Origin of the sequence: Vogesella urethralis, from assembly GCF_007644045.2 — a bacterium.
Classification (GTDB): Bacteria; Pseudomonadota; Gammaproteobacteria; order Burkholderiales; family Chromobacteriaceae; genus Vogesella; species Vogesella urethralis.
In genome coordinates this window covers 80,002-96,489 of the sequence record NZ_VMDW02000129.1, presented here as the reverse complement: position 1 = coordinate 96,489, position 16,488 = coordinate 80,002, and the positions used below count along the sequence as shown (strand labels likewise).

Annotated in this window: 17 protein-coding genes; 4 read left to right on the top strand and 13 right to left on the bottom strand. The window is 59.8% G+C overall.

Annotated features, from left to right (window positions below; translation table 11 throughout):
* Positions 1-43: 43 nt before the first annotated feature.
* A complete protein-coding gene (locus FLQ03_RS16625) occupies positions 44-1,210 on the top strand; it encodes an HD-GYP domain-containing protein (protein ID WP_240802301.1) in 1,167 nt (388 codons plus the stop codon).
* Positions 1,211-1,289: 79 nt separating this feature from the next.
* On the opposite strand, the gene FLQ03_RS16620 is transcribed toward FLQ03_RS16625, so the two are convergent.
* The 12 genes from FLQ03_RS16620 to flgB all read right to left on the bottom strand — a co-directional run bounded on the left by FLQ03_RS16620 (position 1,290) and on the right by flgB (position 12,232).
* Positions 1,290-2,021 (bottom strand): pseudouridine synthase, encoded by a 732-nt coding sequence (locus FLQ03_RS16620; protein WP_144372701.1) that lies wholly within the window; start codon positions 2,019-2,021, stop codon positions 1,290-1,292.
* A gap of 93 nt (positions 2,022-2,114) precedes the next feature.
* Positions 2,115-3,014, bottom strand: coding sequence for a flagellar hook-associated protein FlgL (flgL, locus tag FLQ03_RS16615; RefSeq protein ID WP_144372700.1), 900 nt, complete (start codon positions 3,012-3,014; stop codon positions 2,115-2,117).
* A 14-nt stretch (positions 3,015-3,028) separates the two neighbouring features.
* On the bottom strand, positions 3,029-4,906 hold the full coding sequence (flgK, locus tag FLQ03_RS16610) for a flagellar hook-associated protein FlgK (protein WP_144372699.1): 1,878 nt from the start codon (positions 4,904-4,906) through the stop codon (positions 3,029-3,031).
* 50 nt (positions 4,907-4,956) lie between these two features.
* Entirely contained in the window at positions 4,957-5,874 is a 918-nt protein-coding gene (gene flgJ / locus FLQ03_RS16605) for a flagellar assembly peptidoglycan hydrolase FlgJ (protein WP_144372698.1), read from the bottom strand.
* Positions 5,875-6,005: 131 nt separating this feature from the next.
* Positions 6,006-7,103 carry a flagellar basal body P-ring protein FlgI gene (locus FLQ03_RS16600; protein ID WP_144372697.1) on the bottom strand — a complete coding sequence of 366 codons (1,098 nt, stop codon included), beginning with the start codon at positions 7,101-7,103 and terminating at the stop codon, positions 6,006-6,008.
* A gap of 13 nt (positions 7,104-7,116) precedes the next feature.
* Complete coding sequence (locus FLQ03_RS16595) at positions 7,117-7,806, bottom strand: flagellar basal body L-ring protein FlgH (protein WP_144372696.1); 690 nt, start codon at positions 7,804-7,806, stop codon at positions 7,117-7,119.
* Between the two features lie 29 nt (positions 7,807-7,835).
* A complete protein-coding gene (flgG, locus tag FLQ03_RS16590) occupies positions 7,836-8,615 on the bottom strand; it encodes a flagellar basal-body rod protein FlgG (protein WP_144372695.1) in 780 nt (259 codons plus the stop codon).
* A 30-nt stretch (positions 8,616-8,645) separates the two neighbouring features.
* Positions 8,646-9,380, bottom strand: coding sequence for a flagellar basal body rod protein FlgF (locus tag FLQ03_RS16585; protein ID WP_144372694.1), 735 nt, complete (start codon positions 9,378-9,380; stop codon positions 8,646-8,648).
* Between the two features lie 21 nt (positions 9,381-9,401).
* Entirely contained in the window at positions 9,402-10,682 is a 1,281-nt protein-coding gene (gene flgE / locus FLQ03_RS16580; protein WP_144372693.1) for a flagellar hook protein FlgE, read from the bottom strand.
* A gap of 28 nt (positions 10,683-10,710) precedes the next feature.
* Positions 10,711-11,391: a flagellar hook assembly protein FlgD gene (locus tag FLQ03_RS16575; protein ID WP_144372692.1), complete on the bottom strand. Its 681-nt coding sequence runs from the start codon at positions 11,389-11,391 to the stop codon at positions 10,711-10,713.
* Positions 11,392-11,408: 17 nt separating this feature from the next.
* Positions 11,409-11,819 carry a flagellar basal body rod protein FlgC gene (flgC, locus tag FLQ03_RS16570; RefSeq protein WP_144372691.1) on the bottom strand — a complete coding sequence of 137 codons (411 nt, stop codon included), beginning with the start codon at positions 11,817-11,819 and terminating at the stop codon, positions 11,409-11,411.
* Positions 11,820-11,821: 2 nt separating this feature from the next.
* Positions 11,822-12,232: a flagellar basal body rod protein FlgB gene (gene flgB, locus FLQ03_RS16565; protein WP_144372690.1), complete on the bottom strand. Its 411-nt coding sequence runs from the start codon at positions 12,230-12,232 to the stop codon at positions 11,822-11,824.
* Between the two features lie 14 nt (positions 12,233-12,246).
* On the opposite strand from flgB, the gene FLQ03_RS16560 reads away from it, so the two are divergent.
* A complete protein-coding gene (locus FLQ03_RS16560) occupies positions 12,247-12,432 on the top strand; it encodes a hypothetical protein (RefSeq protein WP_144372689.1) in 186 nt (61 codons plus the stop codon).
* Between the two features lie 408 nt (positions 12,433-12,840).
* Here FLQ03_RS16560 and FLQ03_RS16555 read toward each other — a convergent pair whose 3' ends face one another.
* Positions 12,841-13,260: an OsmC family protein gene (locus FLQ03_RS16555; RefSeq protein ID WP_144372688.1), complete on the bottom strand. Its 420-nt coding sequence runs from the start codon at positions 13,258-13,260 to the stop codon at positions 12,841-12,843.
* 104 nt (positions 13,261-13,364) lie between these two features.
* Here FLQ03_RS16555 and tsaD point away from each other — a divergent pair, with 104 nt between their 5' ends.
* Both tsaD and FLQ03_RS16545 read left to right on the top strand, forming a co-directional pair.
* Positions 13,365-14,390, top strand: a complete 1,026-nt coding sequence (tsaD, locus tag FLQ03_RS16550; RefSeq protein ID WP_144372687.1) for a tRNA (adenosine(37)-N6)-threonylcarbamoyltransferase complex transferase subunit TsaD — start codon at positions 13,365-13,367, stop codon at positions 14,388-14,390.
* 124 nt (positions 14,391-14,514) lie between these two features.
* Complete coding sequence (locus FLQ03_RS16545; protein ID WP_144372686.1) at positions 14,515-16,428, top strand: ATP-binding cassette domain-containing protein; 1,914 nt, start codon at positions 14,515-14,517, stop codon at positions 16,426-16,428.
* Positions 16,429-16,488: the final 60 nt, after the last annotated feature.

The following is a 16,488-nucleotide window of genomic DNA, read 5'->3' as shown; positions in this document are numbered from 1 at the left end:
GATACACTATAATGGAATATACTCTTAAAAAATATCATTCGTCATGAGCGATAAGAGCAAACTGTCCGCAGACATGATCATGGTAGGCAAGCAGCTGCCGGTGGATGTCTATCACCGTAACGGCATGCTGCTGGTCAAGCAGGGTCACTACGTGCTGACACCGGAGCAGAAGCAGAAGCTGCTACAGCACGGCCAGCTGGAAAACAGTGCCAAGGCCGCGATAGTAGAAAAGGAACTGCGTGAACGCCGTGAACGGCAGGAGCAAGAACGGCGCATGGCGGAAGCCCAGATCATCAACCCGCTGGTGGAACTGGACCAGTTGGCACACAAGGTAGGCAGCCTGCTGAACCGCTACTTCCAGGCCCCCCACTTCAGTGCCGACATCCAGCTGGTGGTGAACAAGCTGCTACTGCTGGCCGACAAGCAGCCGGATGGTCTGATTGCGGCCTGTCTGCTGGTACCATTCACCGATTACGGCAGCATGCACAGCCTGCACACTGCGGCCATGCTGGCCATTCTGGGTCGCCGCCTGAATCTGCCCCAGAAAGAAATGCAGGTGCTGCTGTCGGCGGCGCTGACCATGAATATTGCCGCGACCAAGCTGCATACCGACCTGACCAAACAGGATTCTGCGCTGGATGCCAGCCAGAAAGCCGATATGTACGCGCACCCCTTGTTGTCGTCCGCCATTCTGCGCGACCTGGGTATTGATGACGAACGCTGGCACTTGCTGGTGCAACAACACCATGAAGAGTGGAACGGCTCTGGCTACCCTTATGGCATGAAAAAGGAAGAAATCGACCCCGGTGCCCACCTGATCCGTCTGACCGACGTACTGACCTCGCTACTGGTCACCCAGGCGCACCGCGCTGGCCGCTTGCCCTCCATTGCGCTGGGGCGCATGTTCAAGGGCGAATTCAGCGAATTCGACCCGCGCTTCATTGCCCTGCTGATCAAGGAGCTGGGCATTTATCCGCCCGGCAGTTTTGTGCGCTTGGCCAACCGCGAAATCGCGGTGGTCACCCACCGCCCTGGCGACGGCAATACCAAGCACCCCAAGGTGGCCGCCTTGCGCTCGGCCTCGGGTGAGATGTACGGCGAGCCGCTGCCGCGCAACACGCGAATGGCTGACTATGCGATTGCCGAGCCGATCTCCCTGAAAGAAGCCGGCGTGCGCCCTGCTTTCCTGATCAAGATCTGGAACACCTGACACACAGCCCCCGGCCTACCGGCATTCAACAAAAAACCCTGCTTTCACCAGCAGGGTTTTGCTTTGCTACAGAGCGGGCTCAGGAAAACTGCTCGTCGCTCGCCAGGTAGCGCCACTTGCCGGTGGGCAGATCCCCCAGCATGACGTTACCGATACGGATACGCTTGAGGCCAACCACGCGCAAGCCCACCAGCTCGCACATGCGTCGGATCTGGCGCTTCTTGCCTTCCTTCAGGATGAAGCGCAGCTGGTCTTCGTTCTGCCACCAGACCTTGGCCGGCAGCAAGGCGTCGCCATCCAGCGACAGGCCGTGATTGAGCAGCTTCAGGCCTTCGGCAGACAGCTGGCCTTCCACCCGCACCAGGTATTCTTTTTCCACATCGGAGCGCTCGCCGATGATCTCTTTCGCCACACGACCATCCTGTGTCAGCACCAGCAGGCCGACAGAGTCGATGTCGAGGCGACCGGCCGGCGCCAGGCCCTTCATGTGGTCGCGCGAAAAACGCACGCCGGAACGGTCTTCCGACCACAGGTTGTCCGGGGTAATCAGCGCGGCTGCTGGCAGGTAGCCTTTTTCCGCCTGGCCCGACACATAACCCATCGGCTTGTTGATCAGGATGGTGACGCGCTGCGCCTGCGCCTGGCCCAAGCGCTTGTCCAGCTCGATCTTGTCTTCCGGGGTGACTTTCTGCCCCAGCACGGCTACCTGGCCGTTGACACGTACCCAGCCCTGCTCAATGTAACTGTCCGCCTCGCGACGGGAGCATAGCTTCATCTCGGCCATGCGTTTGGACAAGCGTACGGGTTCCATGACAACTCCAGAAAATGGCAGGGAAAACAAAGCGCCCCACCGGTAAACGAGGGGCGCTATTGTACGGCAGCCGGGGTTGGCCGCATAGCAGAATCAGATATGATTGAACAAGCTCAATTGGCCGATCTGGGCGTAGGTTTTCTGGCTGGTCTGCAGTGCCGTCATGGCCAGCTGAAACTCCGATGTAGCCTTGGCAAAATCCAGATCCACCAGGTTGCTCATCTGGCTAGCGTATTGCACGCCCATGCTTTCGCCCAGCTGCTGCAAGGCGTCGATCTCCTGCTGTCGGCCACCCACGCTAGCCTGCGCGGCCAGCAAGGTACCCAAACCACGATCCAGCCCACCCAGCGCACTTTGCAAGTCAGTCGTATAGGTAGCCGAACCTGACGGCCCCAGCGACAGTGCACTATCCAGCGCAGCCAGACTGTTCCACAAGTCGGGGGTAAACACGTCATTACCGACCTCGGTCAGCGCCAGCTCGCGCCCGGAGGCTACCTGTACGTCCTGCCGCTGCTGGTTGCCCTGGTAGGTAGCACTGGCGGTACCGGCCTGCACGAATGGCGCCACATCCTTGCGGGTACCACCGAAAATGTAGTTGCCAGCCCCATCCGACGTATTGCCAAGGCCGATCAGCTCTTTCACCCGTTCGCGCATTTCATTCTGGATCGCCTTGCGGTTGTCGTCGCTTAGCGCACCGTTACCCGCCTGGATCGCCAGCGACTTGATGCTGGCGATGGTAGTAGAAGCGCTTTGCAACGCCGTGTCGGTGATCGCCAGCTGGGTGGACGCCAGTTTGGCACTCTTGACCTGCTGCTCGTTCATCGACTGCGTCTGTGCTACCGATACTGCCAGCGTAGCGGCAACCGGATCATCAGACGGTCGCACCACACGCCGCAACGTGGACAGCTGCTCTTGCAGATGGTTGAGCTGGGCCTGCTTGCTTTGCAAGCCATAGGTACCTAACAGGTACTGGGAGGTACTACTGACGCGCATGATTCATCTCCCTATCAACGCAGTTCCAGCAGGTTCTTGAACATGTCCTGCGCCACCTGGATGACGCGGCTGGACGCTTGGTATGCCTGCTGGAAGCGAATGAGGTTGGCCGCCTCTTCGTCCAGATTGACGCCGGATATTTCTTCGCGGCTCAGCATGACCTGCTGCTTGGACGCCTCCTGTGCAGTCAGGGCCACATCGGCGACATTGGCCCGGTTACCGACGTAGCTGACCATCTGGCCATAGAAAGCCTGCAAGTTGGTGGTAGGCGTATCCGACAGCGGCGGTACCAGATTACTGCTGGCCGTCGGGGTTGGCCGCAATAGCGGCTTGGTCTGTAGCTTGCCCATTTCCAGCATATTGGCGTTGTTCTGCGCTGCCAGCGTACCCGGTGTGCGCTGCCCCAATGTGAGGTTCTGGATAGTCGAGGCCGAGCCTTCCGGTTTGAACGAAATATTGACCTTGTCATTACCGCTCTGCACGGTAAATTCATATACGCCGGACTGTGTCGATGACAGGCTGACAGCACTGATAGTCAACCCCGCCGGCACTGGCGTCACCGAATACGGCATCGGCTGGCTGGGATCGTACTGGATATTCAGGCTGGTCACCGCCGGCGTAGCCTGGCCCAACACCTGGCCAAGCGTCTTGTTGGTGTCCAGTGCCGCCGTGGTGGACTGGTGCAGGTTGGCCGTCTGCCAGACTGACGCAATGCTGGGCTTGCCGGCAACAGGGTCAACCGTATGCGTAGCCTGCAGCCCGGACGAAGCGGCAATTTTGGACGGCTCTGTCAGGGCCACACCGAATTTGTCCAAGGCCTGGCGCATGTAAAATGCCTGCTTGTCGGGGCTGGCGCCCGTGGCTTCGGCGGCCGCACGCTCTGCCGTAAGGTCGTTGAAAAACAGGGCACCGGTGGCTGGCTGACCGTTAAGATCATAGCCCAGCGAGTGCTGGCGGTTGAACGCATCAGACAGCTCTACCGCCATACGGCCAAGGTCGGTCTGGATGCGTCGCACATCGGTACCCAGCACCTGCATGATGCCTTCCAGCTTGCCGCCTCCCATACGGGCAGGATCGATGGTGATGGTACCGGTCACATTGGGGATGGAGATCCCCACGGAAATGGCATCCGGGTCATCCGGATTGACGCGCTCCATCACCATTTTGCCGGCCTGATCACCCAACACCAGCGACTGCCCCTGGCCGATGAACACGCTGTAGCTGCCGTCATCCTGCACCACCACATCGGTCTTCACCAGCTCGTTGAGCTTCTGTACCAGATTATCCCGACGATCCAGCAAGTCATTGGGCAAGCGGCCATTCCCTTGCTGCAAGGTGGCGATCTGGCGGTTGATACTGGCGATCTCGCCAGCGTAAGCGTTGATACTCTCGACACTGGAGTTGACCTGCGTCGCCAAGCCCTGGCGCAGCTCTTCCACCCGGCCGCCAATCGCCGCAAAGCGTCCAGCCAGAGCTTGCGCCTGGCTTAATACCGACTGCCGCGCCGCCGTGGACGAAGGCTGGCTGTTCATGGTCTGGATGCTGCTGAAAAAACCCTGCAGCACCGAAGACAAACCGGCGGTGGAGTCCGCCATCAGGTTGTCCAGGTCTTGCAGCGATTGCTTCTGGGCATCCAGTGATGCCACTTTGGCGTTGACATCGCGCATCTGCTTTTCGGTGAACTGGTCGTAAACACGATTGACCCCGGTCAGATTGACCCCGGTACCGACAAAGCCATACCCCTCGAACAGCGGATCGCTGGCCTTCTGGGTGGTTGTTTGCCGGGTATACCCCTGGGTATTGACGTTACCGATGTTATGGCTGGTGACTTCCAGCGCCGCCTTGGCGGAATTGAGGCCGGTAACGGCAATGCCGAAAATGCTGCCGCTCATATCAACTCTCCTTAATACTGTTTATCGTCACGATTGCCAATAAATGAAGCTCAAGCATTGGCGACCGTGCGAATCACGGCTTGCAGCTTCTGCGCATAAGCGGGATCGGTAGCGTAACCACCGCGCTGCAGGGCATTGGCAAAGCCGGCAGCATTTTGGCCCTGGTTCAGGGCCTGCTGATAACGCGGGTTATCAGCCAGCAGGCGGGCATAATCGTCAAACGCCGCCTGCAACGACGGGTAGGCACGGAAGCTGTCTACCTGCTTCTTCGCCACACCGCCTTCGTACTCCGTGGTCAGGGTAGCCACAGCCTCGCCTTTCCAGCCCGGCGAGGCTTTGATACCAAACAGGTTGTAACTGTGGCGCCCATCCGGGTGACGGATGGCACGCTGCCCCCAGCCAGACTCCAGTGCCGCATGACCCACCAGCACCTCCGGTGCAACGCCCAGCTTGGCCGCTGCCTGACGGGCATGAGGTAACAGGGCATCAACAAAAGCCTGCTTGCCGGTCGGCAAGTCATCCTTGCCGGCAACAGAGGCAATATTTTCCTGCGGTGACATGGCGGCGTAAGTATCGACAGCTTTGCGGACTGCCGCAGTCACAGACGGCAGCGGAGAGGTGGTTGCGGCCAACTCGGCACTGCCCGCCTCCCCCTGCTCGGCCGGCATGGCCTTCAGCAGGTACTGGGACAGGGATTCCGCCAGGCCAAAGCCACCGGCACCGACCATGGCCTGGACCATCTGCTGGTCGTACATGCCACGGTAAGTCTCCATTTCTTGGCTGTCTTCCTCGTCACTCAATGTGGAAGCGCGCATCGAAGACATCAGCTGGCCCATCATCAAGGCCTCGAACTGCCCGGCCACTTGCTTGACCGCCGCCTTGGGGTCCTTGCGCGCCAGCTCACTCAGCGAGCGGGTAGCGTCCGGGTCCATCACCAGGCGGTTATTGGTAGCATTGGGGTTGATCATGGCGGCAATTCCTGTAGGTCTCGCCTGTTTACAGCAAAAATCGGGCCAGGTGCTCTGAAGCAAAAAAAAGGGCGATACCGTCGGTATCGCCCACCAAAACTCCATAATAACGGAGTGCCTATCAACTTGTGTCAAATGATCTGCAGGTCAGCCTTCAGTGCCCCGGACGACTTCATCGCCTGCAGAATTGAAACCAAATCTTGCGGTGTTGCCCCTACCGAATTCAATGCATTCACTACTTGCGACAGTGAAGCACTACCCGGCAGATTCAGCACCTTGCCATTATCGGCCTTGATCGAAATATCAGCCTGATTGGTTACCGTAGTCTGACCACCACTCAGTGCCGGCGGCTGACTTACGTTACTACTACCACTCACCGTTACCGACAAGTTGCCGTGCGCAATGGCACAAGGCTCGATCTTGACCGCTCGGTTCATCACGATGGACCCGGTACGGGCATTGATGATGACCAAGGGGGCCACTTCTGCCGGTTCGACGGCAATATTTTCCAGCTGCGACAAAAACTGTATCCGGGCATTACTGTCTTGCGGCGCCCGCACTTCGATGGTTCCACCATCTACCGCCCGCGCCGCACCCGCGCCAAACTGCTTGTTGATCGCCTGCACCATGCGGTTAGCCGTGGTGAAATCTGACTCCTGCAGATTCAGTGAGACGACCTCACTATTGGCAAAACCATTCGGCACCTCGCGCTCAATCGTGGCACCGGACGGTATGCGGCCAACACTCAGGTGATTCACCTGCGCTTTGCTGCCACCCGACGACGCACCAGCACCGCCAACCACCACATTACCCTGCGCCAGGGCGTAAATCATGCCATCCGCGCCTTTGAGCGGCGACATCAGCAAGGTGCCACCCTTCAGGCTCTTGGCATCGCCGATCGACGAAACCGTCACATCCACCGGCTGACCACGACGGGCAAAAGCCGGCATGGTCGCCGTCAGCGTCACCGCTGCCACATTCTTCGGGTCCAGCTTGGTACCACTGGGTACCTGCACCCCCAACTGGTTCAGCATGCTGGCCAAAGACTGGCTGGTAAACGGCGAGGAGCCGGCTTTGTCACCACTGCCATCCAGGCCGACCACCAAGCCATAACCGAGCAAGGGGTTGGAACGCACCCCAGCTACCGACGCCAGCTCTTTTACGCGCTGAGCAGCCGCGGCAGGCAATGCCAACAGGCAGCAACACAACAATAAGCCTATGCGCGTCATCACCTTACCCCGCCTAGAACGGCAACACCGACAGGAAGATCTTTTGCAACCAGCCCGTGTCGTTGTACACCCGGCCACGACCGTCGTTGATCTGCTCGATACGCGCGTCTGCCACGCGGGTGGACTCCACCGTATTACCCTGCTTGATGTCACGCGGATTCACCACGCCGGACAGGCGGACGAATTCGTGCTCGCTATTGATCTTGATCTGCTTCTCACCACTCACCAGCAGGTTGCCGTTCGGGTAAACATCAATGACGGTCACCGTGATCGATGCACTGAACGAGCTGCTGTTGTTACTACTGGTCTTGCCTTGCTCACTGGCCGTACCGGAACCGCTCAGCGTCGTACCTGCCAGCTTTTTCTCCAGCGCTCCCGGGAAAAACGGCAGCGCCAGGTTAGCGGCAACACTGCCATTCACCGACGAGTTACGCTGGCCGGCCGAGTCTTCCTTGTTGGACGACTTGGTACTTTCATTGATGGTGACGGTCAACAGGTCACCCACCCGTACCGGGGTCTGATCCTCAAAGAAAGGCTTGTAGTTGGCCACCTGAAAAATGGAACCATCAGAAGGCATGGCCATCGGCTGCGGCTGCGGCCGAACCGACATCGGCTGATGCGTGATCGGCGCCGACTGCGTGGCACATCCTGCCAGCAGCAAGCCGCCCAGCATCACCAGTACCGCCCGGACACATTTTGCCATTGCCTTACTCCCCGTCATCCCGAATGCGATTACAACTGCGTCAGACGCTGCAGCATCTCATCCGAAGTCTTGATCGCACGCGAGTTCATCTCGTAAGCACGCTGCGCCTGGATCATGCCGACCAACTCTTCGGCCACATTGACGTTCGACTCTTCCAGGTAGCCAGACTTGATCTTGCCAAAGCCCAGCAACCCCCCTGTACCCGCAACCGGTGCGCCAGAGGCGGCAGTTTCGCGGTACAGGTTCCCGCCCAAGGCATCCAGACCGGCCGGGTTGATGAAATCCACCAACTCCAGCTGACCCACCTGGGTACGCTCGGTCGCACCCGGCGCCAGGTATGACACAGCACCGTCTTCAGTTACCTGGTAAGCCGTACCATCCGGCACGGTAATCTCCGGCTGCAGCGGGTAACCTTCAGCGGTTTCCAAGCGCCCGGTAGCACCGCGCTGGAACTGGCCGTTACGGGTATACGCAGTCAGGCCATCCGGCGTCAGTACCTGGAAAAAACCGCGGCCATTCACCGCCAGATCAAACACATTGCCCGTCGTTGCCAAACCGCCTTCGGTGTGCACACGCGCCGTCGCAACCGGTGCAGCACCCAGACCCACCGTCAGACCGGTAGGCAGGGTTTCACCCGTTTGCAAACGGGAACCAGGCGTACGCAGCGTCTGGTACATCAAATCTTCAAAAATGGCTGCGCTACGCTTGAAACCCTTGGTACCGACGTTGGCCAGGTTGTTGGAAATGACGTCCAGCCGAAACTGGCTGGATTCCATACCCGACTTGGCGGTGTAAAGCGAACGCATCATGATGTCTTACCTACCGTTATCCGTTTTCCATTAGGTCGGCGACAGGATCTGTGTCGCCGACTTGGCATTCTGTTCAGCTGTCTGCATCAGCTTGACGTTCAGGTCGTAATGCTTGGCATGGCTGATCATCTGCACCAGGCTATCGACAGCATTGACGTTACTGCCTTCCAGATACCCTGCGCGCACCTTCACTGCAGGGTCCGCATCGGCATCCTGGCCGCTGTGCAAGCGGAACAAGCCATCTTCGCCTTTGTAAACCTCGTTCTGTGCCGGGTTGACAAGCTTCAGGCGGCCAATCTCTTGCGGCGCGCCACCGTTGGCCGGAATGGCAAACAAGGTACCGTCCTGACGCAAGTCTGGCAGCGTGCCTTCCGGCATTTGCAGCTGACCACCCTCACCAGCAATTACCATGCCAGATCTGGTACGCAAAATTCCGGTCGAATCCAGCAGAAAACCGCCATCTCGGGTATACGCTTCGCCACCACCCGGCAACTCGACGGCAAAAAAACCCGGACCGGCAATGGCAAAGTCGAAATTATTGCCGGTCACTTGCAGTGGACCTTGCGACAGGTCGTGACCAACGGTGTTATCCACCTGATAAATACGGGTAGGCGCGCCGTCCCCCACTACCGGCAACGAGCGGAATGCATTCAGTTCCGCCTTGAAGCCCGTCGTGTGCGCATTGGCAAGATTGTTGGCGGTGGTGGCCTGCTGCAATTCCACATGCTTGGCACCGGTCATCGCCAGGTAAATCATCTTGTCCATATCACGCTACCCGTTCAGTGATTAACGCAGGTTGAGCAGGGTTTGCAGGATGGCATCCTGCGTCTTGATGGTCTGCGCATTGGCCTGATAGAAGCGCTGCGCGACGATCATGTTGATCAGCTCTGCCGTGGTATCGGCGTTGGATTCTTCAATGGCAGACGATTGCAACTTGCCAAAACTGCCTTCACCCGGGAAGCCTGGCTTGGCCTCACCCGACGCGGCTGTCGCGGCCCAGTTATTCTCGCCGTTAGGCTGCAAGCCTTGAGCATTATCAAAGGTATACAGACGGACACGGCCCACGCTTTGCGCCTGACCGTTCGAGTACTTGGCGATGATATTGCCATCATCGGCGGTTTCAACACCAACCAGCTCGCCCTTCTGATTGCCGTCCACCTTGGCTTTGGCCACCGTGAAGCTACCCGAGTACTGGGTAGTCCCACCCAGGTCCACCACGATACCGGCATCGTTCAGCTGGTTAGGCTGACCGGGCACCGGCAGGTTGGCCGCACCACCCGGGATGGTAAAGCTGAACGGGGCGGTGAGCTTACCGTCGGTGGTAAACGATACCGAGCCGGCCGAAGTCACGGCATTGTTGTTCAGTTTGTAGGACACATTCCAGGTGTTATTGACCGCCGGCGGCGAACCGGCAGTGGCCTGACGCTGGAAGTACAGCGACACGGTATGGGCACTACCCACCTTGTCATACACCCGCATGCTGGTGGTGAAGTTGTAAGTGGTGCTGTCGGTCGGATTGATGGCCGGCGTCGGCGTTTTCATGGTGTTCGGCGTCGTGGTGTAGTCCACCAGCGGCGACTTCTGGTCGGCATCCAGGTTGAACTGCCACTGCAGCGAAGTAGACGGCGTACCCGGCAGGCCGGCACGATCGATTTTCAACGGTGCATCATCGCCACCACCTACCGGCTCGCCGATCAGGTAGTTGCCGTTGTTGACGAAATAACCGTCTTTATCCAGTTTGAACTGACCGTTACGCGAATAGAACGTAGACGTGGCCGAGGTATCACTCCACAGCTTGAAGAAGCCGGAGCCAGAGATTGCCATGTCCAGCGGGTTTTTGGTGGCAGTGATGTTACCTTGCTGGAACTGCTGCGCCACCTTGATGGTTTGCGAGCCGATACCGGACTCGGTGTCACTCACACCGTACAGGCTGGTAGCGTACAAATCGGAAAATTCGGCACGAGAGGCCTTGAAACCTACGGTACTGGCGTTGGACACGTTGTTACCGATAACGTCCAGTTGTTTCGCTGCGGCGTTCAGACCACTCAGACCTTGCTGAAAACTCATGATTCTCTCCTAACTTTCACACCGCAGATTACAGAATCTGACTGATCTTGCTGACAGGCACACGCTCGCCAGACGAAATCACAAACATCGGCACACCCTTTTCCCATGCCACGCTGGTCACCTTGCTCGGCGCCATCATGGTGGCACCCACTGCGGTATTCCCGTCAGCCACTGCCGACACCTTGAAGGTGTAGTCGCCATTGGGCAGGGTCTTGCCATCGGCACCTTTACCATCCCAGTTGAAGACAAACTGACCGGCTTTTTGCGCGCCCATCTCGAAGGTATCCACCACTGCACCGTTGCTATTGGTGACGGTTACCGTTACCTGGGTAGCCGCCTTGGCAAATTCGATGGTGCCCACCGCCTTGCCGTCAGTCATGGTCAAGGTGTTGTTAGGGCTGAGCACTTGACGGCCAATCAGCATCGTCGCCAGCAGCGACTGGCTGGCAGCCTGACTTTCGGTCATGGCCTTCACTGCCGCATTGACGCTTTCCAAACCGCTGACCGTGCTGATCTGCGCCATCTGACTGGTCATCTGGCTGTTATCCATCGGGTTCATCGGGTCCTGCGCACGCAGCTGCGTGGTCAGCAGGGTGAGGAAACGGTTCTGGATTTCGGTCGCGGAATTGCCGGTAGCGGTCGTACTGGTCGACTGCGTCGGGTTCAGCGAACTGTAGTCAAAATTGGTGGAGGCAACACTGGTAGCCATGACTTAACACTCCTGCCTTACTGACCCATCTGCAGGGTTTTCTGCAGCAGGGACTTAGCGGTATTCACGATTTCAACGTTGGTCTGGTAGGAACGCGAAGCCGAGATCATGTCGGCCATTTCCTCTACCGGATTCACGTTGGGCATGCGCACATAGCCTTTATCATCAGCCAGCGGGTGACCCGGCTCGTACTTCATGCGGAACGGCGACGTATCTTCAGCTACCGCAGTCACCCGTACACCCGCCACTTGCGGCGCTTGCGCACTCACCGGCACCGCGGTAAACACGGCGTGGCGGGCACGGTACGGCTCACCGGTGGACGACGCCGTACTCTCGGCGTTGGCGATATTACTGGCCACCAGGTTCAGACGCATCGACTGCGCGGTCAGCGCCGAGCCGGCGATATTGAAAACATTAGACAGCGACATGATTACTGACCTCCCTTGATGGCTTCCATCAAGCCACTGATGCGTTTATTCAGGAACGTCAGCGTGGACTGGTATTTCAAGGCGTTGTCGGTAAAGGCCGAGCGCTCCACATCCATATCCACGGTGTTGCCGTCGAGGCTGCGCTGCACCGCGCTGCGGTACTGCAAGCCACCCTCTTGCGGCACGCTGGCCGATGCCGCCATATGGCGCCCATCAGTACGAGCCAAACCCATGGCGTTAGCCTGCTGGGCATCGGTCTGGCTTTTCAGTGCCTTGCCGAAATCAAAATCCACCGCCTTGTAACCAGGGGTATCGGCGTTGGCGATATTGCTGGCAATGACTTCTGCCTTGGCGGCACGCAGGTTCAGCGAACGCTGGTAGAAGTCGAGGTGGTTAGCAATTTTGTTCAGCATGGCAGTCAATCTCGTTGATGCGCCTCTACAGCACAAAGCGTGCCAGCTTTTTTTTGCAAAAAAGGCTAAAGAAAGCCGAGCTGCAGCCGAATGGCAGCCCACAGCGCCGGCAAGCGGCAAAGACAGCGGCAAAACTTGCCGGCCAGCGGCCAACAGCAGGCGAGCACGGCAAAAAAGCAAAACCCTGGCACCAGGCCTAATACCAGTCAGTTAGCGCTGACTGGCGTTTTTTTGGCTAGGGGATTGTTGTGTTTGAAGAGTGCTAATGTGTCCGCTATGCGGACGATAATTAGATGCCGGTTCCGCCCGGCAGACGGGAAAGGGGGCGGATTGCCGCCCCCTTTTCATTCCCCCGCAACCCGGGGCTGCTCGAAACCCCGTCCAAAATGGCACGCCCCAGGCGCCGCCGAACTCGCCCCTCGCTAACGGCTCGGGACTCAAACAAATCGGCGTCTTAAAACCTGGGGCGCACCATTTTGACCGGCTCGCGCCAACGGGATGGGGCGCTTCACTCACGCTCTCCTACTTGAAGGCCAAGCATATTCGCTTAACTGACTGGCATTGGGCACCAGGCCGGGGTTTATCGGGATGCGGACAACAACAAAAACTTACGCGTCGTCGCGAATCTCGAAGTCGTGGGTAATGTCCGCGGTCTTGCCCAGCATGATGGACGCCGAGCAGTACTTGTCGGCCGACAGGCTGATGGCGCGCGCCACGGTGTCATCTTTCAGATTGCGGCCAACCACCACAAAGTGGAAGTGGATCTTGGTGAATACCTTCGGGTCGGTATCGGCACGCTCGGCTTCCATCTCCACCCAGCAATCGCGCACGTCCTGGCGCGATTTTTTCAGAATAGTGATCACGTCGTAGCTGGTGCAGCCGGCGGTGCCCAGCAGCAGCAGTTCCATCGGGCGCGGGCCCAGATTGCGCCCGCCACCTTCCGGCGCGCCGTCCATCACCACAGCGTGGCCGCTGCCGGTTTCGCCCATGAAACACACGCCGTCTACCCACTTCAGTCTTGCTTTCATGCCTATCTCCGAGGAATACAGACCCCAAGCCTAACATCGCCGATTTGGGCGGACAAAGAATCACCGGTAAAATGGAAAGATTGTTTAGTTTTGAAACGGCTCCCATGCTTGTTCTTGGTATCGAATCGTCCTGTGACGAAACCGGTGTTGCCCTGTACCACACCGAACGCGGCCTGATTGCCGACCAGCTGCACTCCCAGATGGCCATGCACGCCGAATACGGCGGCGTGGTGCCCGAACTGGCCAGCCGCGATCACATCCGTCGCGTGCGCCCGCTCACCGAAGCCTGCCTGGCCGAAGCCGGCGTCACCCTGCAAGACATCGACGCTATTGCCTACACCCAAGGGCCAGGCCTTGGCGGCGCGCTGTTGGTTGGCGCCGGCTTTGCTAACGCACTGGCCGTCGGCCTGGGCAAACCGGTGATTGCCGTCCACCACCTGGAAGGCCACCTGCTATCCCCCTTGCTAGCCACCCCGCGCCCGGACTTCCCGTTCCTGGCGCTGCTGGTTTCCGGCGGCCACACCCAGATCATGGCCGTGCGCGGCGTCGGCCAGTACGAGATCCTGGGCGAGACGCTGGACGATGCTGCCGGCGAAGCGTTCGATAAAACCGCCAAACTGCTGGGCCTGCCCTACCCTGGTGGCCCGCTACTATCGAAACTGGCAGAAGAAGGCGACCCCGCCCGCTTCGAGCTGCCGCGCCCGATGCTGCACTCGCCCAACCTGGACATGAGCTTTTCCGGCCTGAAAACGGCGGTACTGACGCTGAGCAAGCAAGTGGAAGCCGAGCACGGCAGTATCGACGAACAAGCGCGCAAGGACATCTGCCGCGCGTTCCAGGAAGCCATCGTCGAGGTACTGGTCAGCAAGTGCATGAAGGCGCTGAAACAGACCGGCATGCAGCGCATTGTGGTAGCCGGCGGCGTGGGCGCCAACAAGCAGCTGCGCGCCGCGCTGGACGAGGCGGCCCGCCGCCGCAAATACCAGGTGTTCTACCCGCCGCTGAAGCTGTGCACCGACAACGGCGCCATGATCGCCTTTGCCGGCGCCATGCGCCTGAAATACGCCACGCCGGCCGGCGGCTTCACGGTGAAGCCGCGCTGGGAGTTGTCCAGCCTGCCGGCCGTTTAAGCACAACCACCCATACAGGCTGACGCTGCCCCGGCGGCGTCAGCCCGACACTCTCCACCATGCCAACCTGACGCGCGCTGACTTTTGCCGCGCCAGCAGTCTGCTGCGGTGGCAAAAGACAATCATGATCCAGCTAAAAAACCTTACCTTGCGCCGCGGCCTGAAAGAACTGCTGATTGCGGCCAACCTCACCATCAACCCCGGTAACAAGGCCGGCATTGTCGGTGCCAATGGCGCCGGCAAATCCAGCCTGTTCGCGCTGCTGAAGGGCGAACTGCACGCCGATAGCGGCGACGCCATCGTACCGCCGCACTGGACCCTGGCCCATGTGGCGCAGGAAACCCCGGCGCTGGCGCAATCGGCACTCGACTACGTGCTGGACGGCGACGCCGAACTGCGCGGCCTGCAGCACAAGCTGGCCGCCGCCGAGGCCAGCGGCGACGGCCATGCCATCGGCAGCCTGCACGGTGAGCTGGACCGCATCGGCGGCTACGCCGCACCGTCACGCGCCGCCAAGCTGCTGAACGGCCTGGGCTTTGCGCCGGACAGCCACCAGCGCCCGGTATCGACGTTCTCCGGCGGCTGGCGCATGCGGCTGAACCTGGCGCAGGCGCTGATGTGCCGCTCCGACTTGCTTCTGCTGGACGAACCCACCAACCACCTGGACCTGGAAACGGTACTGTGGCTGGAGGACTGGCTGAAAGCCTACGAAGGCACGCTGCTGGTGATCTCGCACGACCGCGACTTCCTCGACAGCATCACCAGCCACATCGTGGACGTGTCCAGCCAGACGCTCACCCTCTACACCGGCAACTACAGCCAGTTCGAGGTGATGCGCGCCGAAAAACTGTCGCGCCAGCAAGGAGACTACGAGAAGCAGCAACGCCAGATCGCGCATCTGGAATCGTTCATCACCCGCTTCAAGGCCAAAGCCAGCAAGGCGCGCCAGGCGCAAAGCCGCGTCAAGGCGCTGGAAAAGCTGGAACGCATCGCGCCGGCGCACGTGGCCTCGCCGTTCGACTTCCATTTCGACACACCGGACAACCTGCCCAACCCGCTGCTGCGACTGGATGCGGCCAACGTTGGCTACGGTGCCACCACCATCCTGCACCGCTTGGCCTTGTCGGTGGAAGCCGGCAGCCGCATCGGCCTGCTGGGCGTCAACGGCGCCGGCAAGTCCACGCTGGTGAAACTGCTGGCCGGCGAGCTACCACCACAAAGTGGCGAGCTGATCTGCGCGCAAACGCTGAAAATCGGCTACTTTGCCCAGCACCAGCTGGATACGCTGCGCCCCGAGGAATCCCCGCTGCGCCACATGCAGCGGCTGGCGCCAGAGGTACGCGAGCAGGAGCTGCGCACCTTCCTTGGCGGCTTCAACTTCCGCGGCGACATGGTCAGCGACCCGGTGGGCCCGATGTCCGGTGGCGAGAAATCGCGGCTGGCGCTGGCGATGATCGTGTGGCAAAAGCCCAACCTGCTGCTGCTGGATGAACCGACCAACCACCTGGACCTGGAAATGCGCCACGCGCTGACGCTGGCGCTACAGGATTTCGGCGGCGCGCTGGTGGTGGTGTCGCACGACCGCTCGCTGCTGGAATCCACCACCGACGTGTTCTGGCTGGTGGCCGACGGCACGGTACAGCCGTTTGACGGCGACCTGGAAGACTACCGCCAGTGGCGGCTGGCGCAGCTGGCCGACGCCAACCGCCCGTCCAGCGGCGACGCCCAAACGGTGAACCGCAAAGACCAGAAGCGCCAGGAGGCCGAGGCACGACAGAAGTTGGCCGCCGCCAAGAAACCGCTGCTGGCCAAGCTGAACAAGCTGGAAAACTCGCTGGAAACGCTGGGCAAGGAAAAAGCCGAGCTGGATGCCTTCCTGTCCAGTGAAGACGCGTACAGCGACGCAAACAAAGCCAAGCTGGCCGACAGCATCCGCCGCCAGGGCGAGGTGGCCAGCCAGCTGGAAAGCGTGGAAGAAGACTGGATGCTGCTACAGGAAGAGATCGAAGCGATCGAGCGCGAGCACGCCGCCGGCTGAGCTGCCGCCACGCCGCAAACAAGCAAAAGCCCTTGCCGCAACAGCAAGGGCTTTTTTGTT

Coding starts and splice junctions, on each gene's coding strand:
- FLQ03_RS16620 (WP_144372701.1), bottom strand. CDS start 2,021: ATGGAACCCGTACGCTTGTCCAAACGCATGGCCGAGATGAAGCTATGC.
- FLQ03_RS16600 (WP_144372697.1), bottom strand. CDS start 7,103: ATGACGCGCATAGGCTTATTGTTGTGTTGCTGCCTGTTGGCATTGCCT.
- tsaD (WP_144372687.1), top strand. CDS start 13,365: ATGCTTGTTCTTGGTATCGAATCGTCCTGTGACGAAACCGGTGTTGCC.
- flgC (WP_144372691.1), bottom strand. CDS start 11,819: ATGTCGCTGTCTAATGTTTTCAATATCGCCGGCTCGGCGCTGACCGCG.
- FLQ03_RS16545 (WP_144372686.1), top strand. CDS start 14,515: ATGATCCAGCTAAAAAACCTTACCTTGCGCCGCGGCCTGAAAGAACTG.
- flgK (WP_144372699.1), bottom strand. CDS start 4,906: ATGAGCGGCAGCATTTTCGGCATTGCCGTTACCGGCCTCAATTCCGCC.
- flgG (WP_144372695.1), bottom strand. CDS start 8,615: ATGATGCGTTCGCTTTACACCGCCAAGTCGGGTATGGAATCCAGCCAG.
- flgB (WP_144372690.1), bottom strand. CDS start 12,232: ATGCTGAACAAAATTGCTAACCACCTCGACTTCTACCAGCGTTCGCTG.
- FLQ03_RS16555 (WP_144372688.1), bottom strand. CDS start 13,260: ATGAAAGCAAGACTGAAGTGGGTAGACGGCGTGTGTTTCATGGGCGAA.
- FLQ03_RS16585 (WP_144372694.1), bottom strand. CDS start 9,380: ATGGACAAGATGATTTACCTGGCGATGACCGGTGCCAAGCATGTGGAA.
- flgL (WP_144372700.1), bottom strand. CDS start 3,014: ATGCGCGTCAGTAGTACCTCCCAGTACCTGTTAGGTACCTATGGCTTG.
- FLQ03_RS16595 (WP_144372696.1), bottom strand. CDS start 7,806: ATGGCAAAATGTGTCCGGGCGGTACTGGTGATGCTGGGCGGCTTGCTG.
- flgJ (WP_144372698.1), bottom strand. CDS start 5,874: ATGATCAACCCCAATGCTACCAATAACCGCCTGGTGATGGACCCGGAC.
- FLQ03_RS16575 (WP_144372692.1), bottom strand. CDS start 11,391: ATGGCTACCAGTGTTGCCTCCACCAATTTTGACTACAGTTCGCTGAAC.
- flgE (WP_144372693.1), bottom strand. CDS start 10,682: ATGAGTTTTCAGCAAGGTCTGAGTGGTCTGAACGCCGCAGCGAAACAA.
- FLQ03_RS16625 (WP_240802301.1), top strand. CDS start 44: ATGAGCGATAAGAGCAAACTGTCCGCAGACATGATCATGGTAGGCAAG.